31 protein-coding genes and 5 tRNA genes are annotated in these 22,634 nt (G+C 32.4%); all 36 read right to left on the minus strand.

Translation table 11 applies throughout. The features are described 5' to 3' along the window. Positions 1–104: 104 nt before the first annotated feature. The 36 genes from ybeY to KAR67_RS05620 all read right to left on the minus strand — a co-directional run bounded on the left by ybeY (position 105) and on the right by KAR67_RS05620 (position 22,584). On the minus strand, positions 105–512 hold the full coding sequence (ybeY, locus tag KAR67_RS05450) for an rRNA maturation RNase YbeY (RefSeq protein WP_002785061.1): 408 nt from the start codon (positions 510–512) through the stop codon (positions 105–107). Continuing rightward, positions 509–1,123 (minus strand): recombination protein RecO, encoded by a 615-nt coding sequence (recO, locus tag KAR67_RS05455; RefSeq protein WP_002782374.1) that lies wholly within the window; start codon positions 1,121–1,123, stop codon positions 509–511. Before recO ends, ybeY begins: the two co-directional genes overlap by 4 nt. Continuing rightward, positions 1,123–1,644, minus strand: coding sequence for a cysteine hydrolase family protein (locus KAR67_RS05460; protein WP_002790500.1), 522 nt, complete (start codon positions 1,642–1,644; stop codon positions 1,123–1,125). The genes recO and KAR67_RS05460 overlap by 1 nt, the downstream gene beginning before the upstream one ends. Further along, positions 1,641–2,402 carry a tRNA 2-thiocytidine biosynthesis TtcA family protein gene (locus KAR67_RS05465; protein WP_002845329.1) on the minus strand — a complete coding sequence of 254 codons (762 nt, stop codon included), beginning with the start codon at positions 2,400–2,402 and terminating at the stop codon, positions 1,641–1,643. The genes KAR67_RS05460 and KAR67_RS05465 overlap by 4 nt, the downstream gene beginning before the upstream one ends. After that, on the minus strand, positions 2,399–3,085 hold the full coding sequence (gene pfs / locus KAR67_RS05470; protein ID WP_002778692.1) for an aminodeoxyfutalosine nucleosidase: 687 nt from the start codon (positions 3,083–3,085) through the stop codon (positions 2,399–2,401). Before pfs ends, KAR67_RS05465 begins: the two co-directional genes overlap by 4 nt. After that, entirely contained in the window at positions 3,086–4,006 is a 921-nt protein-coding gene (gene fabD, locus KAR67_RS05475) for an ACP S-malonyltransferase (protein ID WP_002786251.1), read from the minus strand. 1 nt (position 4,007) lies between these two features. Next, entirely contained in the window at positions 4,008–4,580 is a 573-nt protein-coding gene (locus KAR67_RS05480) for a peptidylprolyl isomerase (protein WP_002785049.1), read from the minus strand. 15 nt (positions 4,581–4,595) lie between these two features. Beyond that, positions 4,596–5,549: a tetratricopeptide repeat protein gene (locus tag KAR67_RS05485; RefSeq protein WP_002785046.1), complete on the minus strand. Its 954-nt coding sequence runs from the start codon at positions 5,547–5,549 to the stop codon at positions 4,596–4,598. Between the two features lie 3 nt (positions 5,550–5,552). Next, positions 5,553–6,050: a peptidoglycan-associated lipoprotein Pal gene (pal, locus tag KAR67_RS05490; protein WP_002778702.1), complete on the minus strand. Its 498-nt coding sequence runs from the start codon at positions 6,048–6,050 to the stop codon at positions 5,553–5,555. 76 nt (positions 6,051–6,126) lie between these two features. Further along, positions 6,127–7,338, minus strand: a complete 1,212-nt coding sequence (gene tolB / locus KAR67_RS05495; RefSeq protein WP_002782359.1) for a Tol-Pal system protein TolB — start codon at positions 7,336–7,338, stop codon at positions 6,127–6,129. A gap of 13 nt (positions 7,339–7,351) precedes the next feature. Further along, positions 7,352–8,128 (minus strand): TonB C-terminal domain-containing protein, encoded by a 777-nt coding sequence (locus KAR67_RS05500; protein ID WP_002785045.1) that lies wholly within the window; start codon positions 8,126–8,128, stop codon positions 7,352–7,354. A gap of 3 nt (positions 8,129–8,131) precedes the next feature. Continuing rightward, the gene (locus KAR67_RS05505; RefSeq protein WP_002782354.1) at positions 8,132–8,521 is read right to left on the minus strand and encodes an ExbD/TolR family protein; all 390 of its coding nucleotides are present in this window, start codon (positions 8,519–8,521) and stop codon (positions 8,132–8,134) included. Positions 8,522–8,531: 10 nt separating this feature from the next. After that, entirely contained in the window at positions 8,532–9,086 is a 555-nt protein-coding gene (locus KAR67_RS05510) for a MotA/TolQ/ExbB proton channel family protein (protein WP_002785044.1), read from the minus strand. Further along, positions 9,087–9,476 (minus strand): ATP synthase F1 subunit epsilon, encoded by a 390-nt coding sequence (atpC, locus tag KAR67_RS05515; RefSeq protein WP_002779395.1) that lies wholly within the window; start codon positions 9,474–9,476, stop codon positions 9,087–9,089. A 3-nt stretch (positions 9,477–9,479) separates the two neighbouring features. Beyond that, on the minus strand, positions 9,480–10,877 hold the full coding sequence (gene atpD / locus KAR67_RS05520; RefSeq protein WP_002785043.1) for a F0F1 ATP synthase subunit beta: 1,398 nt from the start codon (positions 10,875–10,877) through the stop codon (positions 9,480–9,482). A 26-nt stretch (positions 10,878–10,903) separates the two neighbouring features. After that, positions 10,904–11,788, minus strand: coding sequence for an ATP synthase F1 subunit gamma (gene atpG, locus KAR67_RS05525; protein WP_002779397.1), 885 nt, complete (start codon positions 11,786–11,788; stop codon positions 10,904–10,906). 9 nt (positions 11,789–11,797) lie between these two features. Continuing rightward, the gene (gene atpA, locus KAR67_RS05530) at positions 11,798–13,303 is read right to left on the minus strand and encodes a F0F1 ATP synthase subunit alpha (RefSeq protein ID WP_002779398.1); all 1,506 of its coding nucleotides are present in this window, start codon (positions 13,301–13,303) and stop codon (positions 11,798–11,800) included. Positions 13,304–13,315: 12 nt separating this feature from the next. Next, entirely contained in the window at positions 13,316–13,837 is a 522-nt protein-coding gene (locus tag KAR67_RS05535; protein ID WP_002779399.1) for a F0F1 ATP synthase subunit delta, read from the minus strand. Then, a complete protein-coding gene (locus KAR67_RS05540; RefSeq protein ID WP_002779400.1) occupies positions 13,837–14,349 on the minus strand; it encodes a F0F1 ATP synthase subunit B in 513 nt (170 codons plus the stop codon). The genes KAR67_RS05535 and KAR67_RS05540 overlap by 1 nt, the downstream gene beginning before the upstream one ends. A gap of 12 nt (positions 14,350–14,361) precedes the next feature. Continuing rightward, a complete protein-coding gene (locus KAR67_RS05545) occupies positions 14,362–14,787 on the minus strand; it encodes a FoF1 ATP synthase subunit B' (RefSeq protein WP_072225201.1) in 426 nt (141 codons plus the stop codon). Positions 14,788–14,845: 58 nt separating this feature from the next. Then, positions 14,846–15,682 carry a ParB/RepB/Spo0J family partition protein gene (locus KAR67_RS05550; RefSeq protein ID WP_002785040.1) on the minus strand — a complete coding sequence of 279 codons (837 nt, stop codon included), beginning with the start codon at positions 15,680–15,682 and terminating at the stop codon, positions 14,846–14,848. A gap of 4 nt (positions 15,683–15,686) precedes the next feature. After that, positions 15,687–16,472, minus strand: a complete 786-nt coding sequence (locus KAR67_RS05555) for an AAA family ATPase (RefSeq protein WP_002779403.1) — start codon at positions 16,470–16,472, stop codon at positions 15,687–15,689. Next, complete coding sequence (locus tag KAR67_RS05560; RefSeq protein WP_162284602.1) at positions 16,469–17,122, minus strand: biotin--[acetyl-CoA-carboxylase] ligase; 654 nt, start codon at positions 17,120–17,122, stop codon at positions 16,469–16,471. Before KAR67_RS05560 ends, KAR67_RS05555 begins: the two co-directional genes overlap by 4 nt. Next, positions 17,085–18,002 (minus strand): methionyl-tRNA formyltransferase, encoded by a 918-nt coding sequence (gene fmt / locus KAR67_RS05565; protein WP_002779405.1) that lies wholly within the window; start codon positions 18,000–18,002, stop codon positions 17,085–17,087. The genes KAR67_RS05560 and fmt overlap by 38 nt, the downstream gene beginning before the upstream one ends. Before the next feature lie 141 nt (positions 18,003–18,143). Then, entirely contained in the window at positions 18,144–18,536 is a 393-nt protein-coding gene (locus tag KAR67_RS05570; RefSeq protein WP_002779406.1) for a hypothetical protein, read from the minus strand. Then, positions 18,451–19,179 (minus strand): hypothetical protein, encoded by a 729-nt coding sequence (locus tag KAR67_RS05575; RefSeq protein WP_002779407.1) that lies wholly within the window; start codon positions 19,177–19,179, stop codon positions 18,451–18,453. Before KAR67_RS05575 ends, KAR67_RS05570 begins: the two co-directional genes overlap by 86 nt. Positions 19,180–19,232: 53 nt before the next feature. Then, entirely contained in the window at positions 19,233–19,367 is a 135-nt protein-coding gene (locus KAR67_RS09830) for a hypothetical protein (RefSeq protein WP_002779408.1), read from the minus strand. A 78-nt stretch (positions 19,368–19,445) separates the two neighbouring features. Next, a complete protein-coding gene (gene proB, locus KAR67_RS05580) occupies positions 19,446–20,201 on the minus strand; it encodes a glutamate 5-kinase (protein ID WP_002779409.1) in 756 nt (251 codons plus the stop codon). 201 nt (positions 20,202–20,402) lie between these two features. Then, positions 20,403–20,487: transfer RNA gene (locus tag KAR67_RS05585), tRNA-Leu, on the minus strand. A gap of 5 nt (positions 20,488–20,492) precedes the next feature. Further along, a tRNA-Arg gene (locus KAR67_RS05590) sits at positions 20,493–20,569 on the minus strand. Positions 20,570–20,583: 14 nt separating this feature from the next. Beyond that, a tRNA-Arg gene (locus KAR67_RS05595) sits at positions 20,584–20,660 on the minus strand. 4 nt (positions 20,661–20,664) lie between these two features. Then, positions 20,665–20,741 (minus strand) — tRNA-His (locus KAR67_RS05600). Between the two features lie 24 nt (positions 20,742–20,765). Further along, positions 20,766–20,843, minus strand: a tRNA-Pro gene (locus KAR67_RS05605). 46 nt (positions 20,844–20,889) lie between these two features. Next, complete coding sequence (locus KAR67_RS05610) at positions 20,890–21,729, minus strand: DNA ligase (RefSeq protein WP_052782762.1); 840 nt, start codon at positions 21,727–21,729, stop codon at positions 20,890–20,892. After that, positions 21,729–22,391: an AMIN domain-containing protein gene (locus KAR67_RS05615; RefSeq protein ID WP_002780014.1), complete on the minus strand. Its 663-nt coding sequence runs from the start codon at positions 22,389–22,391 to the stop codon at positions 21,729–21,731. The genes KAR67_RS05610 and KAR67_RS05615 overlap by 1 nt, the downstream gene beginning before the upstream one ends. Beyond that, positions 22,381–22,584 carry a hypothetical protein gene (locus KAR67_RS05620; protein ID WP_002779412.1) on the minus strand — a complete coding sequence of 68 codons (204 nt, stop codon included), beginning with the start codon at positions 22,582–22,584 and terminating at the stop codon, positions 22,381–22,383. The genes KAR67_RS05615 and KAR67_RS05620 overlap by 11 nt, the downstream gene beginning before the upstream one ends. Between the last annotated feature and the right edge of the window lie 50 nt (positions 22,585–22,634).

Below are 22,634 nucleotides of genomic sequence, written 5' to 3' on the forward strand. Positions count from 1 at the left end.
GATTTTATTCTAAAGTAAATCGGCAAAAAATGATTTTTTTAATATTTTTACTCATATATTTAAAATATAAAGCGCAAGTCTTCTAGCCCTTGAAAAAATCTTACTTAATCTTCCAAAGTCCTTATAATCAAACTTTTGGGCAAATTAAAGTGTTCTATAAGTTCTTTTTCTTTTTCTCTCATTTCTCCATTATCTACCTCATGATCAAATCCAAGCAAATGAAGCATGGCATGGATAAAAAGCAAGCTTACTTCCTCTTCAAAACTATGTCCTAACTCTTTAGCCTTCTGCTTTGCCAAATCTATATTAATCACAACAGAACCCAAAGGCAAGCTCTCATCGATATTTTCAAGTGGAAAAGAAAGCACATCGGTGGTTTTATCTTGCTTTCTTTGCTCTAAGTTAATCTCTTGCATTTCCTTACTTTCTACAAAAACAAGTTCCACATCCTTAGAGCTTAAAAAACTTACTATAGGCTCTAAAAATTCGCATTTTTCATCACTTAATATCATAAACCCTCCTTGATCAATTGATACAAATTCCCTATTTCTTCATCACCAAAAATCGCACAATTTTTACTTTCATAAAAATTTTTTAATTTCTGCTTTTCAAATGCATAACCTAAAGCACAAGTGTGATGCGAAGGTAAAAAAGCACGAATTAAAGTGATGGGATTTTCTATGCTTTCATCACAAGCAAAACATCTAAATTCTTGATGGAGTCTTCCCTCAAATTCTAAAATCTTAAGATAAGCGTCCACAATCACGCGCTTGGGATTTTGCTTTTCAAAACGCTTTACACATTCATCTAAAAGCTCAAAATAAAAACTTTCAAGTACTTGAGCATCTTTTAAATGATGATACAGAAGACGGATAAATTCCTGCCAAATCAGCATTTTTTCACGATCCATAATCCATACAAAACCCAAATGCAAAACATCCTTAAGTCTTGGCAAAAAGCTAGGATTTTCATCTAAAGCAAAATCAATTTTATAACCATTTAAAATACTAGAATGTCTAAGCCCATAAAAACGATACGCCTTGATAAGCTCTTTAGGGCTTAAAATATAAACAATCAAATCCTCATCTTTTACTTTTTGCGTATGAAGTATAAAGCCTTGCATTAAAGTATTTCAATGCCATAAGCTCTAAGTAGATCAAAAGCGGATTTTTCTAAATTTTCATCAAAACTTGCACTTAAATTTTGATGGAGTATAAGTCTTGAATTTGGCTTCGCGCTAAAAGCTAAAATGATATTACAAAAGACGCAAATATGGGAAACAAGTCCTGCAAAATGGATTTCTTCGTATTCACTTTTTGCGATAAAATTTGCAAATTCTAAACTTCCAAAAGTATTTTTATGAAAAACCTTATGAGCTTTTTGCAAAAAGGGAGTAAAATCTTTAGGCATTTGCCAACCCGAGCTATCTTTTATACAATGTTCGATAGGCAAATTTAACCCTTCCTTGCTCTTTAAATAATCCTCATCATGAGTATCATAAGTAAGAAGCAAATGCGTGTTATTAAAATCGATTTGATTTAAGGCTTTAAGAATATTTTCTTTGATCTTTAAAGCCTTATCAAAACCTAAACTTCCATCAATAAAATCATTTTGATAATCCACTAAAACAAAAGCTTTTTTCATATTTTTGTCCTTTCTAGCCAAAAACTTTCTGTGTGTAAATTTGCAAAAGCAGTTTTTAAGCTTGTAAAAAGCTTAGGATGATCTTTTTCTAAATTTGCTAAAAGCTGTTTAGCTTCTTCTCTAGCGTGTGGAAATTTTACATTTTTTTCACTGAGTTTCATACCAGGACAAAATTCATTTCCTATAACCTGAAGTTCATTTTGCGTAGCATTATCTCTAAGTTGTCTTTCGCGCACAAAAATCAAAGGGCGTATAACCGTAATACCTCGTTTGCTTTGATAAATAGGCGCTAAAGTTCTTAAAGCTCCATTATGGATAAAATTCATAAAAAAGCTCTCAGCTGCATCATCTAAATGGTGTGCGATAGCTAATTTATTAAAACCTTTTTCAAGAGCATAAGTATACAAAGCACCTCGGCGCATTCTTGAAAAATAGCTACAAAAGCTTGAATTTTGTCTTATCGTATCGCCTGAAACTTCATAGATATTTGAATCAATCACGCTGTGTTTGATCCCATGCTCCTCACAATGCGCATGAAGCCCTGAGTAATCCTCACCCATACCATAGCTTAAAGTCGCTGCTTCAAGCTCGAATTTAAAAGGTGCATGAGCTTGCATTCTTTTTAAAAGATGAGCCAAAGCTAAAGAATCTTTTCCCCCGCTAAGTCCTAAAAGAACCCTATCTCCATCTTTAATAAGTCCAAATTTAGCATTAGCTTGTGCAACTTGGCGTATGAGTTTTTTGCTAAGATTTATCATAATTTCTCACACATTTTAAGTACAAAATTAGCCGAAATTTTAGCTGAATTGATCACAAACTCATCAAAATCAAATTCAGCCTTTTCGCCGGCTTTATCACTCATAGCTCTTAAGATAAAACAAGGCACCTTTAAAGCATCACAAACCAAAGCCACACTTGCGCCTTCCATTTCACAAGCATCCGCATTGAAAATTTCTCTGATTTTTGCTTTCTTTGCCTCATCACAAATAAATTCATCACCCGTTGCGATAATACCTGCACGAAGTTTGATATTTAATTCTTTTGCGACTTCTAAAGCAAGATTGTTTAATTTATCGTCTGTCTTTATAAAAATTTCATTTCCTGGAACAAAACCCAAAGGATGTCCAAAAGCAGTGATATCAAGATCATATTGAGCTAATTTTGTTGCATAAAGCAAATCACCAATTTCAAGTTCAGGATTAAAAGCACCTGCAACTCCTGTAAAAAGTAAAACTTGCGCGCCAAATTTTTCTATCATTACGCTAGCACTTAGGGTAGAATTTACCTTGCCTATCTTAGAATAAGCAAGAATAAGCTCATGATTTTTATAGTTTGCAAAATAATAAGTATTATTAGCGTGTTCTATTTTTGTATAATTTTTAAGTGTTTCAAGCAAAGGAGTGATTTCTTCACTCATTGCACCTAAAATTGCTATTTTCATTTATATTACCTTTAAAAATTCTTCTATATCATTCATATTTGTTAAAGCATAAGTTTCTTTTGAAGTGATTTTTTTATTCAAACCTTTAAGCACACTAGCGCCAAATTCTATAAAACAATCTGCTTCATTTTCACAAGCCTTAATGCTTTGTTTATAAAGCACAGGAGCTACAAGTTGGGTTTTTAAAAGCTCAAGAGCTTCTTGTTTGCTCGTATAAGCTTTAGCTGTAGCATTAGAAATTACAGCTTTAAAAGTAGGCTCTAGTATTTTTTCAAGCTCTATGCAAAGTTTATTAGACGCGTTTTCTAAAAGCGGACAATGGCTTGCCACGCTCATATTTAAAAGCATAGCTCTTTTAGCGCCTGCTTCTTTAAATGTGCTTTCATAGCTTGCTAAATCAGGTTTTAAACCTGCAACAACGATTTGCCCATCGCAGTTATAATTAGCTGCAAAAATTTTTTTATCCTCATCTCTAGCTTTTTGACAAAGCTCTTCCACTTTTTTATCATCAAGCCCTAAAATTACCATCATACCCGCTTCAACTTTTGCACAATCTTCTTGCATAAAAAGTCCTCTTTTATGCACAAGCATAGTTGCTTCTAAAAAGCTAAAAGCACCATTGATCGCCAAAGCTGAAAATTCACCCAAGGAATGACCCAAAGCAAATTTAGCCTTAATATCAGGTTTTAATTCACTCAAAGCACTATAAGCCATTAAAGAATTTAAGAGTATAGCAGGTTGTGTAAATTCACTTTTGTTTAAATCATCATTTTCGTTAAACAATAAATTTTTAAAATCAATTTTACAAAAATCGCTGGCATTTTCTAGAAGTTCTTTTGCGGTTTTGGAGTTTTCATAAAAATCTTTACCCATGCCAAGACTTTGAGAGCCTTGACCTGGAAAAATAAATACAGCATTCATCTTAGTGGCAACCACATCCGCCGCCACCGCCACCGCAGCATCCGCCACCGCCATGCCCGTGATGATCATGTCCATGCCCATGTCCGCTTCCACAACCACAACTATGGCTTCCTGCTATAATGCCTGTAAGAAGCTCATCTTCACTTGCTGCTCTGGCATCTACTATATTTAAAGAAAAAAGCAAATCACGACCTGCATAAGGATGATTGTAATCAATAGTTACATCATTATCGCTGATTTCTTTAATAGTTACGCGAACGGTTTCTCCGTTTTCACCCTCGCCAAAAAGCTCCATACCTATTTTTAAATCAATGCCTGCAAATTGCTCTTTTGGTAAAACTTGCACTGCATTTTCATCGTATTCGCCCAAGCCTTTATCTTTTTTAATCACGACATCAGCATTGCTAGGGCAATCAAGCTTCATCACTTCTTCTTCTAAAGCTTCTAAAATTTGCCCTTTGCCTAAGATAAAAGAAATCGGTTGAGCATATAAATTTGATTCTAAAACTTCATTTGTATTTGCATCTTTTAGTTCATAAAACATTGAAACTACGCTATTTTTTTCTATAGCCATTTTTTCTCCTTGATATTATTTTCTATTGGGGGAAGCTTTTGCTTCCGGTGAATTAGGATAATTTGTCTTTAAAGCCTTATAAAACCCATTAGCTGTTTTTGGATCTCCTATCTTATCAAGAGAAATCGCTGTGTGATATAAAAGCTTTGGAAAATAATCCCCTTTGGTGCTCAAAGCAGAACTTTTTTTATAATAAGCAATAGCATTATTGTATTTCTTTTGCTTATACTCAATTTCTCCTAACCAAAAATTTGCCCTTGCAGGTTTGTATTGTTTTGATATGAGATAGTTTAACTTAATTTTGCTATTCTCATAAGAATTATTATTTAAATCTTTGATAGCCAAGTCTAAAATTTCGTTATTTTTTTTCTTTTTCCAAGAATCATCTATTTGTTTAACTTCTTTTTCTTGCACTGGAGCAACACTGGCATTGTTTTCATCGCTAGAAGTTATGTTTTTATCATCGATCGATAGAGGTACAACAACTGTATTTTTGATACTTAAATTCGTACTATTTAAGTCATCTTTAGACACATAATTTGCGTTAATAGAATCAACCAAAGAACTTAATTCGGTTAAAATTTTCTTAATTTGCTTATTGTTAGTATCTTGAATTTTTCTACTTTCTTCAACATAAGCTTTTAAATTTTGAAGTTCTGTGCTTAAATTATTTTCCATAGCTTCAAAACGGGTTTCAAGTTGCGTTAATCTAGAATTGGATTTGGCATACTGCGAATTTATACCCTCTAAAGTACTTTGCAATCCTTCGACTCTTTGTTCAATCTCATTAATTCTAGAATTTGCTTGAACATTATTATTGCTTAAAGTATCTAATTTTTCCTTGAGTAATTTTTCACTTGATGTTAAACCATAGGGGGAATTACTGGTTAAATCTCCTGCACCAAAAGCAGAGCTTTCTGCATAAAGTAAAGTAGCTCCGATAAGAGCTACTGAGAATATTTTTTTCATCAATTATCTTGATAGTTTAAATTCTGCACGACGATTTTGAGCATCGCAAGCTTTTGTTTTTTCTGTGCATACTGGATTTGTTTCACCATAGCTTTTAACAGCAATTCTGTCAGAATTTACACCTTGAGCAATTAAAGCTTCTTTAACTGCTTTTGCTCTTTTTAAACCTAAAGCTTGATTATACTCATCTGTTCCCCACTCATCGCAATTACCTTCAACAGTAATGCTTACACCGCTTACTTCATTGTTGAAGATATTAGCATTTGTATTAACAACATTTTGCATATCTGGGCGGATATTAAATTTATCAAAATCAAAATATACTTTTCCTAAAGTATCATTAAGTTGAGAAATTTTTGAATCAATATCCCAACCATCACTACCACCTGTTCCACGATTCGAATCTACACTTGTATCACCACTTACGCTAGTGCTTTTTGTGCTACAACCACTGATAACCAATGCAAATGCTGCAATAGAACTAAAAAGAATTTTTTTCATTTATGACCTTTCAAAGTTAATAAATTGTTAGCATTATATCTAAAATTAATTAAATTTAACCAAAAATTACAAATTTTTACCAATCAATAGACTGAATTTTCCCAACTTTTAATGGAAAATAAAAAGTCTTGTTTGCATTAACACGAATAACACCTAAAGCACTCTGTGCTCCGAGATATTTGATAAAAACTATACTACCACCATCACTTGAAAATCTAGGAAATAAATTCTTTCCATTTGCGGTAAATTGACGAATACCTGTGCTATTGATTGACATTAAATAAATATTAAAAACACCTACTTGATTTGGCTCACGACTAGAATATACTAAAAAATCTTTATAGGTTGAAACTGCAGAATTATTTTTACCATGAAAAACTGCTTGTTCGGCAGATCCATTATTGAGATTTTGTATAAAAATATTAGGATAACCCAAGCGATCGCTAACAAAAACAAATTTACTATCATCTACGCCTATAAAGTTTCCATTTACATCTATGCCTGAATAATTCGTAAGTTGAGTTAAATTTTTAGAATTTAAATCATACAAATAAACATCAGGTTGATCTTTTGGAGCCATAGTCACAAGTAACTTACTACCATCTAAGCTTACATCGCTTGCTACAACCATACCTCCACTTGCTAAAATTTTACTTGCTTTATTAGTTCTTAAGTCATAGCGATAAAGCGTTGGTCTATCATGATCGTATGCGGTATAGTAAAAAATACTTTGCTCTTTATTTCCCCATTTAGGAAATAAATTCAATCCTCCATCAATGATTACTTTTTGATATGTTAAAGTATAATCGGCCATGATAATTTGACTTTTTTTAGAGCTTGAATTTCTGGCAATTAAAATTTTATGATCCATCCATTCAACAGGAGCAAGTCCTAATGCATTTACCGAAGCTTTTACGCTTTTGTGGGCCAAAAAAGGATACTGCTCTACACCATTTAAAGCATAGGTTTGACTTGATTTTTCCAAGCCTCCTGCTTTGATCTTAACATGCAAATTTAAAGCATTGCCATTTTTACTCAAATCGTATTCAAAAGTGTAATTTGCAGCTTCTGAACTTGCATCACTTACAACTTCAAAATTTGAACTTACTTTCAAGTCATTTACAATGATATTATAAAAACTACGCTTTAAATTAATATCACTTAAATTCGAATTGTCTTTAACAATGATTTTTGGTAAGACTACGCCTGAATTTACGACATCAATCACAGGATCTTCTGCCCAAAGTATTCCTAAAAAAATTAAAAATACTGTTACAATTTTTTTCATTTTTACTCCTCAATTATTTTTGAATTTGCGCCTCATCTTTTAAATTCATAGTAATACTTATGCTTTTATTTTGAGGTGGATAGGCTATAAATTTACCTTTTTGGTTTTCTAAAAATTCGGCTACTTTTGCGTCGTATAAAGAATTTCCGCTTTTTTCGACTGAAGTATAGCCAAAATTTCCATTTTCATCAATAAAAATTTTTACCTTGACTGAAATATTTTCACTATTAGGATGATATTGTCTCCATCTTTGGGTGATGATGCGCACCACCTTTCCCAAAAACTCATCATAAATCCCTGTCTTTTGATTTTTAATACTTTCGCCTTGATTGATACTTTCTTCTTCAAATAAGCTATCGTTTAATTGCTTTACAAGCTCTGAAGCTTGAGTTTTTGAACTGCTTGTTGTTTCTGATTTAGCGCTTGATTGTATTTTAGTAGTTTTTTCCTCTTGTATCTCTTTGATACTACCAAAAAGCTCATTAAAATTGCTGGCTTTTTGATCCACATCTTCAGTTTTTACTGCTTTGTTTGTAGTTTGTGCAAAAAGTTTTTCAATATCAAGCTCTTGGACAGGTTTTTGAATATCTTTAGGAGCGCTTTGCTCATTTACGACTTTTTTTGAGGGTTCCATAAGCTCTATGTCGATAAAACTATCTTGAATATCCGTATATTGGATTGCAGGTTGTATGTGGGTTACGAGTCTAAAAAAAATAAGAATTATAATAAAAACATAAACCGCAACAGCAAGCAAAAATGAATTTATCTTGCCTAGACCATATTCTTTCATAGCTTATTCTGTTTGCAAGGCGACTTTATTAAAGCCCAAATTTTTAATACTTTTTAAAACAAAAATAACATCATCGTATTTTAAACTCTTATCAGCCCTAATAAATACCGGTTCGTCGGTATTAAATTGTGCTTTTTTTTGTGCAAGATTATCTGCAAAGCTTACAAAACTATATTTTTCTTGATTTAAAAATATCTCTTTTTTAGCATTAATACTAACAATTAAGCTTTTAACACTAGGAGCACTTGTGGATTTTTGACTTCCTTGAGGAAGATTGATTTTTTCTTCATAAGTAATGCTTGGAGCTGTTACCATTAAAATAGCCAATAAAACAAGCATGATATCAACCAAAGGAGTTATATTAAGCTCTGGCTTCTCATCGTCAAATGGCATATCTTAAATCCTATTTGTTAGAACTAATAACTTTAATCTCACTATCAATTATACTTAAGAGCTCAAAAGCCTTTCTTTTAATAATAAGATGAAAAGTATAAGCAGGAATAGCAACCAAAATACCACAGCCTGTGGCAACTAAAGCTTCACTGATCTTAGGTGCAATAATACTTAAAGAATTTTGCGTCCCTAAACCACCAAAAGTCTCAAGTATAGAAATAACAGTCCCAAAAAGTCCTATAAATGGAGAGGTTGAAGCTACTATACTAAGCCAAGTAAGCCCATTGGATGCGCGACGACTTGCTAAATTTTTGTAAATCTCAAGATGTGATAAACTAGTATCTGTGCACTTTCTTAAAATAGAACGCGTTCTACTCAAATCTTTTTCTCCCAAGAGTAGAGCTTCTAAACTTTCTTTTTCTTTATTTTTCCAAGCTGCCAAATAAGTCATTCTTGAAAAAAGTATAAAAAAAGAAAGTATAAAATATAAGGAAAGCCAAGCTAAGACTATATAAGTAATTATGCTTGAACTTCCAAAAAACTGAAATATCGCTTCAAAATTCATCTACCTAACCTTTGCATTGTCAAGCTTTGAAAAGGTAGCAGCCAAAGCTGTATTGTCTGAACTCATAGATTTGATTAATTCTTTAGCGCTTTCAAGATTTTTTTCGATTTCGCTTTCGCTAGAACCTGAAATCCAAACCGCGCCCTTAGCCAAAACACTGATCTTATCTTCATCTACCTTAGCATGACCTGCATCAATTGCGATTAATTCATGATTTAAATCAGCTTTTTCTATATCAATTACACCAGATTTTAAAGATGAAACTAAAGCAGCATGTCCTTTAAGTACTCCAAATTCTCCTTCACTTCCTGGCAAGGTAACTGATTTTACCTCCCCTTGATAAATCACACCCATAGGTGTAACTATTTCAAAACTGATTAAATTGTCCATAAATTAACCTTTCAGTTTATCTGCTTTTGCAATAGCTTCGTCAATATTACCCACCATATAGAAAGCATTTTCTGGTAAGTGATCGTATTTACCTTCTAAAATTCCCTTAAAGCCTGCAATGGTTTCCTCAAGAGAAATATATTTTCCAGGGCTACCCGTAAATACTTCTGCAACGAAGAATGGTTGTGATAAGAATTTTTCAATTTTTCTTGCTCTTTCAACGATCAATTTATCTTCTTCGCTTAATTCATCCATACCCAAAATTGCAATGATATCTTGCAAATCTTTATATTTTTGAAGTACAGATTGAACACCACGCGCAACTTTATAGTGCTCTTCGCCAATAATTTGAGGATCAAGCATTCTTGAAGTTGAGTCAAGTGGATCAACCGCAGGATAAATACCTTTTTCAGCAATAGATCTATTTAAAACAGTTGTAGCATCTAAGTGAGCAAAAACAGTTGCTGGAGCTGGGTCTGTTAAGTCATCTGCTGGAACATAAACTGCTTGAACTGAAGTAATTGATCCTTTTTTAGTTGAAGTAATTCTTTCTTGGAATTTACCCATTTCACTTGCTAGGGTTGGTTGATAACCCACAGCTGATGGAATTCTTCCTAAAAGTGCTGACATTTCAGAACCTGATTGTGAAAATCTAAAGATATTATCAATAAACATAAGCACATCAAGACCCATTTCATCTCTAAAATACTCAGCCATTGTTAAACCTGTTAAAGCAATACGATTTCTTGCCCCTGGTGGTTCATTCATTTGTCCATAACATAGAGCAACTTTGTCTAAAACATTACTTTCTTTCATTTCATTATAAAGGTCATTTCCTTCACGAGTTCTCTCACCTACACCTGCAAATACAGAATAGCCGCTATGTTTAAATGCAACATTGTGAATAAGCTCCATAATAATAACAGTTTTACCAACACCTGCACCACCAAAAAGACCTACTTTACCACCTTTTGCATAAGGAGCAAGTAAATCCACAACTTTAATCCCTGTTTCAAAAATCTCACTTTTTGTGCTTTGATCTTCAAAAGCTGGTGGATCTCTATGAATTGCCCATTTTTTATCAAAAGCAACTTCTTCACCCTCGTCGATCAAATCTCCCGTAACATTAAAAATTCTTCCTAAAACTTTTTCACCCACAGGAACGCTAATAGGAGCACCCAAAGCTTCTGCTTTAAGTCCTCTTACCAAGCCATCTGTCATATCCATAGCAATAGTTCTAACTCTATTATCGCCCAAGTGTGCTGCTACTTCTAAAACAAGTTTTTGTTTTTTGCCTTCACTTTCAAAATTTACAACAATGGCTTCATTAATTTGAGGCAAATAGTCGTTAAAATCTACATCAACAACTGGACCTAATACTTGTGAAATAAATCCTTGCATTATTTATACTCTCCTTAAAAATTTTACTATTTCATTGACTCAACACCACTGATAATTTCAATAAGTTCAGTAGTGATAGATTCTTGTCTTGCTTTATTGTAAGCTAAATTAAGCTGTTTAACCCTAGCTTTTGCATTATTGGTGGCATTATCCATAGCCTGCATTCTCGCACTATGTTCTGCAGCCAAAGAATCAATTAATGCATAATACATATTGTATTCAAAATATGTTTTCATCAAATCTCCCAAGAGATCTGTATCTTCAGGTTCAAGTTCTAAAAGCGAATTCGAGTTTCCTTCGATTTGCTTTGGCTCTACTGGGATTAGATGAGAAATTTTTAATTCTTGTGTGATCATATTTTTATATCCATTATGCACTAGAACAACTTCATCAGTTATTCCATTTAAATAATCATCTACAGCAGCTTGAATAACAGAGCAAGCTTTATCATAATCAGGACTTGAGCTCAAGCCAAGATATTTTTCTAAAAGCTCTATTTTTTGAAAATTAAAATACTCAATTCCTGTTTTTCCAATAGCTCTTAAGCGAACATTGATATTTTTTTCTTCATATTCTTTTAAAAGTTCACTTACAGCCTTTAGGGTTTTGATATTAAAACCGCCACAAAGTCCTTTATCTGCTGTTATAAAGATCAGATCTACATTTTTGATTTGATTTTTCTTATGAAATAAAACAAATCTTGAATCCTCTTCATTGTGAACAATCTTATTGACTTGAAAAGAAATTTCACTTAAAATCTCATCGATTTTTTGCGCATAAACTCTAGATCTTTTTGCTGCTTCTTCTGCCTTTTTTAATTTGGCAGTAGAAACAAGCTTCATCGCATTGGTTGTTTTTTGCGTATTATGGACGCTTTTTATTTTTCTTTTAATTTCTTTTAAATTAGACATAAAAGAACCTTATAAATGGTTTGCTTTAAACTCGTTTATTGCTTTAGCTAATTTCTCTTCTAACTCTGCATCTAAAGCTTTTTTCGAACGAATTTGCTCAAAAAGATCTGGATATTTTGCTTCTATAAATGGATAAATTCCATCTTCAAATTCTCTGATTTTTGAAACAGCTACATCATCCAAATAACCTTTTGTTCCCGCAAAAATTAAAACCACTTGTTTTTCAACACTAAGTGGAGAATAAGGAGGTTGTTTTAATAACTCAACCATTCTTTGTCCGCGTTCAAGTTGTTTTCTACTTGCCTCATCCAAATCACTTGCAAATTGAGCAAAAGCTTGGAGTTCTCTATATTGTGCAAGATCAAGTCTTAGAGTTCCTGAAACTTGTTTAGTTGCTTTAATTTGAGCCGCACCACCCACACGAGAAACCGATAGACCCACATTGATAGCTGGACGAATTCCTGAGTTAAATAAATCAGTTTCTAAGAAAATTTGTCCATCAGTGATCGAAATAACATTGGTTGGAATATAAGCTGAAACATCGCCCGCTTGAGTTTCGATGATTGGTAAAGCTGTTAAAGAACCCGCACCTAACTCATCATTTAATTTACTAGCTCTTTCTAAAAGTCTTGAGTGAAGATAGAAAACATCACCAGGATAAGCCTCGCGACCTGGAGGACGGCGTAAAATCAAAGACATTTCACGATAAGCCACAGCATGCTTACTCAAATCATCATAAACAATTAAAGCGTGTTTTGCATTATCTCTAAAAAACTCACCCATAGTTACACCTGTATAAGGTGCTAGGTATTGAAGTGCTGCTGGATCCGAAGCACCCGCATTTACAACTATAGTATAATCCATAGCTCCATGCTCTTCAAGTCTTTTTACAACTTGAGCCACTGTGCTTTGCTTTTGTCCTATGGCTACATAAATACAAACAACTCCTTGTCCTTTTTGAGAAATGATAGTATCTACAGCTACAGTAGTTTTACCTGTTTGTCTATCGCCTATGATGAGCTCTCTTTGGCCACGACCAATTGGCACCAATGCATCTATAGCTTTAATCCCTGTATGTAAAGGTTCATGTACACTTTTTCTAGCCATGATACCTTTAGCTTTTTCTTCTACAAATCTAAATTCATTACTATTGATAACACCTTTAGCGTCAATTGGTTCACCAAGTGCATTCACCACACGACCGATAAGAGCTTCCCCTACTGGAACTTTAAGAAGTTTTTTAAGGCGTTTTACAGAAGTACCTTCTTTTAAGCCTTCTCCTTTTCCAAGTATAACTATACCCACGCTACTTTCTTCAAGGTTTAATGCCATACCTTTATCGCCATTGTCAAATTCTACCATTTCACCGGCCATAATATTTTTAAGACCATAAACCTTAGCCACACCATCAGCTACTGAAATAATTTTTCCTGTTTCTTCAATCTCTAAATTTAAATCAAAATTTTCGATTCTTTCTTTTATGATAGAACTGATTTCATCAGCTTTAAATTTCATTACACATTCTCCTTAAATAATTTTGAGTATATATTCGCTCATCTTGTTTTGAAGAGCTTTCATTGAAAAAGAAATTTCATAACCTAATTCTTCTAGTGAAATTTTCACACCTTCATTTAAACCTACTTTATTTTGTAGTTTAATTTTAACACCAAACTTAGTACTAAGTCTATTTTCAAGCTCTTTGATATTATCTTCGCTTAATACTTCTTTAGAATAAACAGTCCCTAAAAAAATATTTTCTTTAAAAGATTTTTGTCTTTCAAGCTCTTTAGCAATTTGAGGAATGCAAGAAAGTCTTGAATTTTCTGCTAATAGTTTTAAAAAGTTGTTAAAACTAGGACTAGCTTTTTCTATTAAAGAAATAACAAATTCTAATTTTTTTTCTTTTTGAATTTGATTTGATTCTATGATATTTTTAAATTTAGGCGAAGCAAAAGCCGAACTTAAAACAGACAAATTATCATAAAATTCTGAAATATCTGCTCTTAAGGCTATAGCTTTTGCGTATCTTTTAGCTATTAGATCATTCATTAAGACACCTTCTTCATCATAATATCAATGATTTCATTCTGTTTTAAAGCAATATTTGAATCTTCAAAAATCTCTTTAAGAGTTAAAGACACAACCTCTTTTTCCATTTTTCTAAATTCATAGTCTTTTTGCTCTTCAAAATGCTTCTGAAGTAAAGCAAGCTCATTTTGAGTTTCTTCTTTAATTTTTTGAGCAAGCACCTCTGCTTCTTTTTTTGCCACAACTAAAGCTGCTGCTGCATTTGCTTTAGCTTCTTCAAGCTTTTTCATTGTGTCAAGTTTTTTTGCCTTGCTTTCCAAAAGCTTCTTTTGAATTTCGTCTAATTTTAAAGAAATTCTTAAAATTCTGTTTTTATAAAAAGCTTTAAAAGGATTTGCTACAAAATAATACAATATAGCTACAAAAATTAAGAAATTTATTGTTCTTGGAACAATATCATACTCTCCGCTACCATTAGATGCACCAAAGGCACATAAAGGCAGTAAAAAAATAAAGTAAAATAGCTTTTTCATCTTTCTCCTTAATTAGTGCTGTTTAATATTATTTTGCAAAGCTTGTTTAAGGTCAGGCAAGTGTGCTGACAAATGATCTTGAAGTTCTTTTTTTTGAGATATTAATTCGGTATAGAAGTTAGCCATTTTACGCTCTAACTCTTCCTTTTTAGCTTTTATAGCTTGTTGAGCTTCCTCTTTGGCTGCATTGATGGCATTTTGTTTGATTTTATGGATTTCTTCTCTTGTACTCACATGAATTGCCTCAACCTCGTCGTTTGCTCCTAACATTTCTTGTGAATTTTCTTTGACTTTGTTTTCGTCGTTTTTTATAGAATCATTTCTTTCATCCATAAATTTCAAAAGGGGCCTGTATAGCATAGTGTTTAAAATCACTATCATAGCTAAAAAAATAGCCATAGTAGCAAGCATTATGGAAGGATGCATATCTTCAAACATAGATCTCCTTTGGGGTATTATAAGTCTTTTATTGTAACAAATAAAAACTAATACTTTGTTAAAATTTATTGAGAATTTCAGTCAGTTTTTTAATTTTTTCAATATTGTCCAAACGAATAATGAGTTCCTTTTTATTGTTTTTAGATGCAAATCCTAATTTATTTAAAGTCTGTTTTAAACTTTGCATAGAATTTTCAAATTCTACATCTTCTGTGTTTTCTTTATTCTTAACCTTTTGAACAAGTCTTTCCGTGTCTCTTACGCTGAGTTTTTGCCCCAAAATACTGTCTACAAGTACTTTTTCATCTTCTTTATCTAAGCCTACTAAAACCTTAGCGTGTCCTTGTGAAATTTTACCACTTGCTATGAGATCTTGAGTTTTAGGATCTAAATTTAAAAGTCTTAAAGTATTTGTGATTTGGGTTCTGCTTTTATGGATAAGTTCGGCTAAATTTTCTTGAGTGATATTATAAACCTCTATTAAGTCTTTGTAAGAATTTGCAAGTTCGATAGGATTTAAATTCTCTCTTTGTATATTTTCTATGAGTGCTAATTCTCTAAGCTTGCTCTCATCGCTGTCTGACACAAAGGCCAGTATATTTTCTTTGCCTAAAATTTGAGTAGCTCTAAGCCTTCTTTCACCGGCTACTAAGATAAAACTATCATTTTTTTTAAGTACGATTATAGGTTGTATTAATCCATGCTCTTTTATAGAATTTGCAAGTTCATTTAAAGCTATTTCGTCAAAGGTTTTTCTTGGCTGAAAAGGATTTGGAGTGATTTTTGAAATTTCAATAAGACTTACTTGATTTTTATCAAGACCTAATTCCCTGCTATAAACCTCTCCTACATCTCCCATTAAGGTGCTTAAACCTCTATTTTTATTAAGACCCATTGTTTTATCCTAAAATCGAATATGCTAAATTTTGATAAGCCAAAGAACCAGGAGATTTTATATCATAAAGTATAATAGGCTTTCCAAAGCTTGGACTTTCGGCTAGTTTTACATTGCGAGGGATAACGATAAAATCATCTTCATTGCCATTTATGGTAAAAAGTTGCTTTTTAAAATTTTGCTTTAAATCCTCTACAACATCTTTAGAAAGATTATTTTGCGAGCTATACATAGTCGGTAAAAATCCTCGCACTTTTAATTTGGGGTTGATAGTTTTTTTAATAATTTTAATCGTATTTAAAACCATTGCCACACCTTCAAGCGCATAAAACTCGCATTGTATAGGTATGATAACACTATCGCTAGCAACAAAAGCATTGATAGTGATACTTCCAAGTGCGGGCGGAGAATCGATGATAATAAAATCATACTCATCAAGTACTTCTTGAATTTGGTTTTTGAGTATCATTTTTTTTTCGTTATTTTCGCCTTTTGCAAGTTCTTGCTCTATGCCTACAAGACCTATATTTGAAGGAGCTAGATGAAGTTGGGGTAATTCTGTTTTTAAAATAATATCAGAAAGTTTTTTTCTACCTATAAAAACATGATAAATATTATATTCATAATTATTGCGATTAAAACCCAAGCCTGTTGTAGCATTTGCTTGTGGATCCACATCAATTAAAAGAACTTTTTTTTCAGCTACCGCCAAAGATGCCGCTAAATTCACAGCTGTTGTAGTTTTACCTACTCCACCTTTTTGATTTGCTATAGTAATAATCTCACTCATCTTAAACTATACACCCTTTTATCGCCTAGTAAAATTGATCCATCCTCATATAAAAAAGCATTTTCAAGTGAAAATACCTTACCTTCATAATGGACACTAAATTGTCTTGATTTTTCAAATTCTAACATATACTTGCTAAAAATATGCTTCCATAAAAATTTTTTCTCTAGTCTTTGTAAAAACTTCTCTATCAAATCTTCAAGTGAAATTTCAACATCACACAAAGCTGCATCATGGGGAGCAAATTTTAAATTTAAACCCATGCCGCCCACTATAAAATCTGAAATTTTAGTGCTTATTACCCCTCCCACTTTTTTATCATCTAAATATAAATCATTGGGCCATTTAAGCCAAATTCTAGAACCTTTTTCTTGTAAAATTTCCTTTAACAAATAAGCAAAATAAATACTCACAGAAACTAAGGGCAAATCGCTTGGCAAATCGCCTTCTTTAATGCAAAAAGAAAGATGTAAATTTCCGCTAGAACTTTGCCATGAATTTTCTCTACTACCCACACCCTTTGTCTGATTTAAGGCATAAAGGGCAAAATTTTCATTGATTTTGCCACTGCGAATTTGCTCGCATAAAAAAAGATGGGTAGAATCAATACTTTCAACACAAGCTATCTGCACTTTTAAGCCTTTTTCCATTTAAATAAGTTCTGCCATCAAGAGCTTTTTTTCCACTTTCTTGAAGTTTTTTAATGCGTAAAATTCCTTGTTTGCAAGCAAGTAAAAAGCTTTCCTTTTCAAGTTCTAAAATTTCGCCCATTTTGGCATTTTGCTTCAACTCATCCACAAGCTCAAGTTCTATAAATTTCAAACCATTTTCTAAAAAAACCCCGGGCCAAGGTGTAAAAGCTAGATATTTTTGATAAATTTCTCTTGCATTATCTAAACTCACAAGCCCATCTTCTTTTTTGATCTTTTTACAATGTGTAGCTAAGCTTTCATCTTGTTTTTTTGGAAGGAGTTTTTCATAATTTAAAAGAGTAGAAAGAGTAAGCTTTGCTGCTAAATTTGCTAAAATTTCAAAAACTTCATTTACATTTTTATCTCTTATATCGCATTCTACGCTCTCAAGCACAGCTCCTGTATCTAGTCCTTCTTCCATAAGCATCGTGCAAACCCCGCTTTTTTCATCAGCATTTAAAATCGCGCTTTGTATTGGACTAGCGCCTCGGTATTTAGGCAAAAGCGAAGCGTGTAGATTGATACAAGGAGCTATATCTAAAATAGCCTTAGGTAAAATTTTTCCATAAGCAGCAACTACTATAAAATCAGGCTTTAAAGCACAAATTTGCTCTATAACGCTCTCATCCTTTAAAGAATTTGGGGTAAAAATAGGAATTTGTGGAGCTTTTTGAAGCAAAAATGCTTTAGTATCACTTGGTGTTAAAATCTGCTTTCTACCCACAGCTTTATCAGGCTGAGTAAAAAGCGCTAAAAGCTCAAAATTTTCATCTTCTAAAAGAGCTTTTAAAATACAAGTTGCATAGCTTGGTGTGCCCATAAAAATAATTTTTTTCATCATTTCGCTTTATATAAAATTCAAGGTTTTGATTATAACAAATTTGATTTTAAAGCTAACTCAATCCAGTCAAAACGGGGTGAATCTTTATAAAAATTTTGTAAGGTTAAATGCGGAAATTGCCGAATTTTTTAAGGGAATTTAGGCCTTAAGATCTGTTTTAAAGAAATTTTGTGTAAATTCTTTTTGCAAATCTTGTTTTTGATGATCTTGATAATTGTGTGTGATTCTTTGCTGATTTTTAAGTTTTAAAAGTTTTTCTTTTGTAATATTGGGATTGTTTTGTATCAAAGCTCTAAATTCAGGAAATTCATTAAGCAATTGCTCTTTTTCATTTTCTAAATCATTACTTGGTAAAATTCTTGGTTCTTCAATCACTATATTTAAAAAACCAGAAGCAGAAGTTCCACTCGTCGCTCTAAAAGGATTATCATAGTAAGCCTTAACCTCATTTAATGTTTTGCCTGCATACGAATGCCAAATTTTGCTTGTAGGATCGACAACTAAATGAATTTTTGGCTTTATCGCTATCATCTAAAATATCATTTAAAGCATCTATAGCCCAATTCGTATAGCCTTGCATATCTGTACCGCCTTTAGCAGAATACTCAAGCCTCGTAATAATCCCATCAAAATTTCTATCACTTTTTATACTTTCATCTATAAGTGCTTCTATACTTAAGCTTTTATCGCTAATTGTATTTTCAACATAGCCTGTTGTACTTTGAGTCATTCTTAAAACAACTGCCCCAAAATTCTTACTTAAATCTTGATTTTTTGCGACATCTTCTACTGAATTTTTTAAAGATAAATGCTCGTTATTTTCTATTCTGCCATTTTTATCCCTATCGGCATTTAAAAAATTTCTATTTATCATAATATCTTTATACCAGCCTTCTACAAAAGCGGCTGCTTTTCCGCTTAAGCCTATATTTCCATTAGAAAGTTTTAAAAAATCATTTGCGCTAAAATGATTTGTCAAAAGTTCCATGCTTTCATTGCTTAAATTCAAAGAAATTTCTTTATCATCACTAAAAAAATACACGGAATTTTTTGTATTATTATCAGTATTAAAATCTGCGACATTTCTTTTTATATTTTCACTTTTAGAAGCTGAAAATACAGCTTCATTTTTAGTAGAATAAAAAGTATCTACAGCATTTACTAAAATAGACATTAATAATACTCCACACAAACAGGCTCGCCATTTACTCTAACATTAGGTAAAGCCTAGCAAGCATACTCATCATTAGGCACTAAATTAGGATTGCAGCTACCTGGATTAATTAAATTTTGCAAAGAGCAAGTATAAGGATCGTATGCAAAAGTAGCAACTGAAAGAAGTATTTTTACTGACTTTTTCATCATTTCTTCTTAATATTATGAATTATGCGCATAATTTATTTTACTCTTCAAAACTTAAGGAAAAATAAAAATTTATAATCACTCAAATAAAGTTCCGCCTATTTGTTTATTTTCTAGCAAAAATGCCTTTGCAACACTTAAATCAAAACCACTTGCTAAAAACATTTTTTTATGATTTTCTAATAAAAATTTAGCTGCTTTTAGCTTAGTAACTATACCGCCTGTTCCGTGCTCGCTTCCTGTTTTAACACTCACATTAAGCCATTCTTCTTTGATAAATTCAACCCTTTCCAAACGCTTTGCATCGCTAAATTCACTAGGATTTTTATCATAAAAACCGTCAATATCACTTAAAATCACAAGCAAATCAGCTTCAAAAAAATGCGTCGCATAGGCACTTAAACTATCATTATCACCAAAAACAATCTCTTCAATAGCTGTGGCATCATTTTCATTAATAATAGGCAAAATTCCTAAATCAATCATCGCATCAATAGCATTTTTAGCATGCTTAGTCGCCTTTCTTGAATCAAAATCTTTTCCTGTAAGCAAAATTTGTCCACCCATTTTGCCAAATTTGGCTAAAAATTCATTATAAACGCTGATTAAAAAAGGTTGTCCTATCGCAGCTAAAACTTGTTTATTAATTAAATTTTTTCTATCTATATGAAGCTTGGTACATCCTGCTGAAATAGCAGCTGAAGTAACTAAAATAACTTCATATTTTTGCATTAATTTGGTCAAAAAAGCCACCAAATTCTCAAAGCGCTTTAAATTTAAAAGATTCTCATCGCTGATCACATGAGAGCCTACTTTTACAACTATTCTTTGCATACTTTTCTCTTTAATTTTATATGGTATTGAAATTTTTAAATTAAAAATTCATTTTATAAACTTAAAAAATTTTATCAAATTTTTTAATAAAAATGATTAATTTTCTAAAAATCGAAATAAAATTTAAAACAAAATGAAATTTTTTATTTTGTAAAGAAAAAGACGATTGCGCTAATTTAAGGGAGATATAATTTTAAATTGTGGTGCGGATGAAAGGACTTGAACCTTCACGCATTGCTGCACCAGATCCTAAGTCTGGCGTGTCTGCCAATTTCACCACATCCGCTAGTATGGTACGCTCAAGAGGATTCGAACCTCTGACCTACGGCTTAGAAGGCCGTTGCTCTATCCAGCTGAGCTATGAACGCATATAAAAATTTGGTGGTGCGCCCGATAGGAATTGAACCCATAACCTACAGATCCGAAGTCTGTTGCTCTATCCAGTTGAGCTACGAACGCTTAGTGGGGTGAGTGATGGGAATTGAACCCACGACCCTCAGGACCACAATCTGATGCTCTAACCGACTGAGCTACACTCACCATTTTGTATAAATTTATAAAAAATGGTCGGGGTGAAAGGATTCGAACCTTCGGCCCCTTGGTCCCAAACCAAGTGCGCTAACCAGACTGCGCTACACCCCGAAAAAAGTAGGTATTATATCAGAAAAAGAAAACAAAGTCAAGAATTTTAATCCCTTATGCGTAAAAAAACTGGAAAACGCGGTAAGGAATTTTTAGTCAACCCATTAAATTTATAAGTAACAATAGAGCCTATTTTAGGTGGATTTTCCCTATCTTTATCTTTTAAACCACTGCCTATTCTAATCACCCTATCATTTGGCATTTGACAGAGTAAAGCGCCGATTTTACCTTGGAATTTACCCTTACCTTCAGTATAACCTATGACTTTACATTCAGCATCTTCATAAGGTTTTAATTTAAAAGCGTTTTTACTTCTGCCTTTTTCATAAGGAACAAGATCCTTGCGTATAACTACACCTTCGCCCTTATTTAAGACAATATCTTTATAAAATTCTTTTAAATGCTCTTGATCTTTTATAGGAATTTGCTTTATGATTTTTATATAAGGATTGGGATTTTGTTGCAAATACTGCTCTAAAACCTTAAGGCGGTTGCTTAAAGTACAAGAAGTGAGTTTAAATTCTTCACAAGCATTGGGTACATCAAAAACATTATAAGTAACACTTTTCCAAAGGCTTGAGTCTAGATTATCGCCACGAATTAAAGCTGACACCTCATCAAATTTAGCCCTAGCTATCCAAAGCTCCCCATCAAGCTTAAAGCTAGGAAAATTATAAGTAAAATAAGAAGGAGTATAAATTGGATTATCTTGGCGGGTTTTAAATTTTCCCACTTCCCAAATTCCTCTGACTCCATCAAGCTTTTCACTCATTAAATAGCCATTAAAATTCTTATTTTGAATTTCTTGTTCACTTATCTTGCTTAAAAGTAAAATATCGCTAGCAAAAGCAAAACTAACACACCATAAAAAAACAAAAATTCTCATCACAATAGATTGATCATATATCCTGTAGCATCTTTTTGGATATTGTAATTATAATTTCCATCCAAATATATCACAAGTCTATAATACCCCTTATGAGAGCCAAAATCTATACGCTTAAAAAGAGAATTACTAATGCGTATGTTTTTAGTAGGATTTACTAGATCTGATTTAAAATCCACTACAATTTTACTAGGATTACCTATGGAAAAATCACTAATAAGCTCATCACTAGTATTGAGTTTGATTTTATTTTTATACACTGCATAAGATATAAAATCATAAATTTTATCAACTTGTAGCGGTATTTCTATATTTGCTGTACCATTGGATTCTTTTTTAGAATCATTACGTTCAGGTATAGTTACTGAAACATCAAAAACTTTTGAAGGATCTGGGCTCTTAGTACGGACAAGAGTATAAGTATCGTGCCAATCTATGCTTTTATTAATATCAACATTTAATACTTCTTCACTTCCATCAAGATTAATATAATTAAAACTTACGCTTTTTAAAACTCTTGCATTAGAATTAAATTTAATATCCTCTTTTTGAAAATCAGGTGGCATAATCATACTCATGTTTTGCTCTGATTTGAAAGGATTTTCCTCAGCATTTAATAAAGAAATAAAAATTAAAAATATTCCTAAAATTTTAGTTTTCATTGGGGTATAATCCTTGTAATTCAAAATAATCTTTTTGTGCTTTGGCGTTTTGCTCTTTGAGAAAAGATATTTTTTTATTCAATTCTTCTTTGGTTGCTTCAAGTGAAAGCAAGGTATCTAAAGAATACTGCCCAAAAAGCATATTTCCAAAATAAATAGCTCCTATAATGACAAGAAAAGCCCAAAAAACCATCTTTATAAGATGGGCATAAAAGCTCTTTTTCTTGGTGCTTTCGTCATATT

It is taken from the genome of Campylobacter sp. JH32, assembly GCF_017846535.1.
Classification (GTDB): domain Bacteria; phylum Campylobacterota; class Campylobacteria; order Campylobacterales; family Campylobacteraceae; genus Campylobacter_D; species Campylobacter_D coli.

Bases quoted from the DNA above. Each gene is read 5' to 3' on its own strand.
- ybeY (WP_002785061.1), bottom strand. From the start codon at position 512: ATGATATTAAGTGATGAAAAATGCGAATTTTTAGAGCCTATAGTAAGT.
- recO (WP_002782374.1), bottom strand. From the start codon at position 1,123: ATGCAAGGCTTTATACTTCATACGCAAAAAGTAAAAGATGAGGATTTG.
- KAR67_RS05460 (WP_002790500.1), bottom strand. From the start codon at position 1,644: ATGAAAAAAGCTTTTGTTTTAGTGGATTATCAAAATGATTTTATTGAT.
- KAR67_RS05465 (WP_002845329.1), bottom strand. From the start codon at position 2,402: ATGATAAATCTTAGCAAAAAACTCATACGCCAAGTTGCACAAGCTAAT.
- pfs (WP_002778692.1), bottom strand. From the start codon at position 3,085: ATGAAAATAGCAATTTTAGGTGCAATGAGTGAAGAAATCACTCCTTTG.
- fabD (WP_002786251.1), bottom strand. From the start codon at position 4,006: ATGAATGCTGTATTTATTTTTCCAGGTCAAGGCTCTCAAAGTCTTGGC.
- KAR67_RS05480 (WP_002785049.1), bottom strand. From the start codon at position 4,580: ATGGCTATAGAAAAAAATAGCGTAGTTTCAATGTTTTATGAACTAAAA.
- KAR67_RS05485 (WP_002785046.1), bottom strand. From the start codon at position 5,549: ATGAAAAAAATATTCTCAGTAGCTCTTATCGGAGCTACTTTACTTTAT.
- pal (WP_002778702.1), bottom strand. From the start codon at position 6,050: ATGAAAAAAATTCTTTTTAGTTCTATTGCAGCATTTGCATTGGTTATC.
- tolB (WP_002782359.1), bottom strand. From the start codon at position 7,338: ATGAAAAAAATTGTAACAGTATTTTTAATTTTTTTAGGAATACTTTGG.
- KAR67_RS05500 (WP_002785045.1), bottom strand. From the start codon at position 8,128: ATGAAAGAATATGGTCTAGGCAAGATAAATTCATTTTTGCTTGCTGTT.
- KAR67_RS05505 (WP_002782354.1), bottom strand. From the start codon at position 8,521: ATGCCATTTGACGATGAGAAGCCAGAGCTTAATATAACTCCTTTGGTT.
- KAR67_RS05510 (WP_002785044.1), bottom strand. From the start codon at position 9,086: ATGAATTTTGAAGCGATATTTCAGTTTTTTGGAAGTTCAAGCATAATT.
- atpC (WP_002779395.1), bottom strand. From the start codon at position 9,476: ATGGACAATTTAATCAGTTTTGAAATAGTTACACCTATGGGTGTGATT.
- atpD (WP_002785043.1), bottom strand. From the start codon at position 10,877: ATGCAAGGATTTATTTCACAAGTATTAGGTCCAGTTGTTGATGTAGAT.
- atpG (WP_002779397.1), bottom strand. From the start codon at position 11,788: ATGTCTAATTTAAAAGAAATTAAAAGAAAAATAAAAAGCGTCCATAAT.
- atpA (WP_002779398.1), bottom strand. From the start codon at position 13,303: ATGAAATTTAAAGCTGATGAAATCAGTTCTATCATAAAAGAAAGAATC.
- KAR67_RS05535 (WP_002779399.1), bottom strand. From the start codon at position 13,837: ATGAATGATCTAATAGCTAAAAGATACGCAAAAGCTATAGCCTTAAGA.
- KAR67_RS05540 (WP_002779400.1), bottom strand. From the start codon at position 14,349: ATGAAAAAGCTATTTTACTTTATTTTTTTACTGCCTTTATGTGCCTTT.
- KAR67_RS05545 (WP_072225201.1), bottom strand. From the start codon at position 14,787: ATGTTTGAAGATATGCATCCTTCCATAATGCTTGCTACTATGGCTATT.
- KAR67_RS05550 (WP_002785040.1), bottom strand. From the start codon at position 15,682: ATGGGTCTTAATAAAAATAGAGGTTTAAGCACCTTAATGGGAGATGTA.
- KAR67_RS05555 (WP_002779403.1), bottom strand. From the start codon at position 16,472: ATGAGTGAGATTATTACTATAGCAAATCAAAAAGGTGGAGTAGGTAAA.
- KAR67_RS05560 (WP_162284602.1), bottom strand. From the start codon at position 17,122: ATGGAAAAAGGCTTAAAAGTGCAGATAGCTTGTGTTGAAAGTATTGAT.
- fmt (WP_002779405.1), bottom strand. From the start codon at position 18,002: ATGAAAAAAATTATTTTTATGGGCACACCAAGCTATGCAACTTGTATT.
- KAR67_RS05570 (WP_002779406.1), bottom strand. From the start codon at position 18,536: ATGATAGCGATAAAGCCAAAAATTCATTTAGTTGTCGATCCTACAAGC.
- KAR67_RS05575 (WP_002779407.1), bottom strand. From the start codon at position 19,179: ATGTCTATTTTAGTAAATGCTGTAGATACTTTTTATTCTACTAAAAAT.
- KAR67_RS09830 (WP_002779408.1), bottom strand. From the start codon at position 19,367: ATGAAAAAGTCAGTAAAAATACTTCTTTCAGTTGCTACTTTTGCATAC.
- proB (WP_002779409.1), bottom strand. From the start codon at position 20,201: ATGCAAAGAATAGTTGTAAAAGTAGGCTCTCATGTGATCAGCGATGAG.
- KAR67_RS05610 (WP_052782762.1), bottom strand. From the start codon at position 21,729: ATGAGAATTTTTGTTTTTTTATGGTGTGTTAGTTTTGCTTTTGCTAGC.
- KAR67_RS05615 (WP_002780014.1), bottom strand. From the start codon at position 22,391: ATGAAAACTAAAATTTTAGGAATATTTTTAATTTTTATTTCTTTATTA.
- KAR67_RS05620 (WP_002779412.1), bottom strand. From the start codon at position 22,584: ATGGTTTTTTGGGCTTTTCTTGTCATTATAGGAGCTATTTATTTTGGA.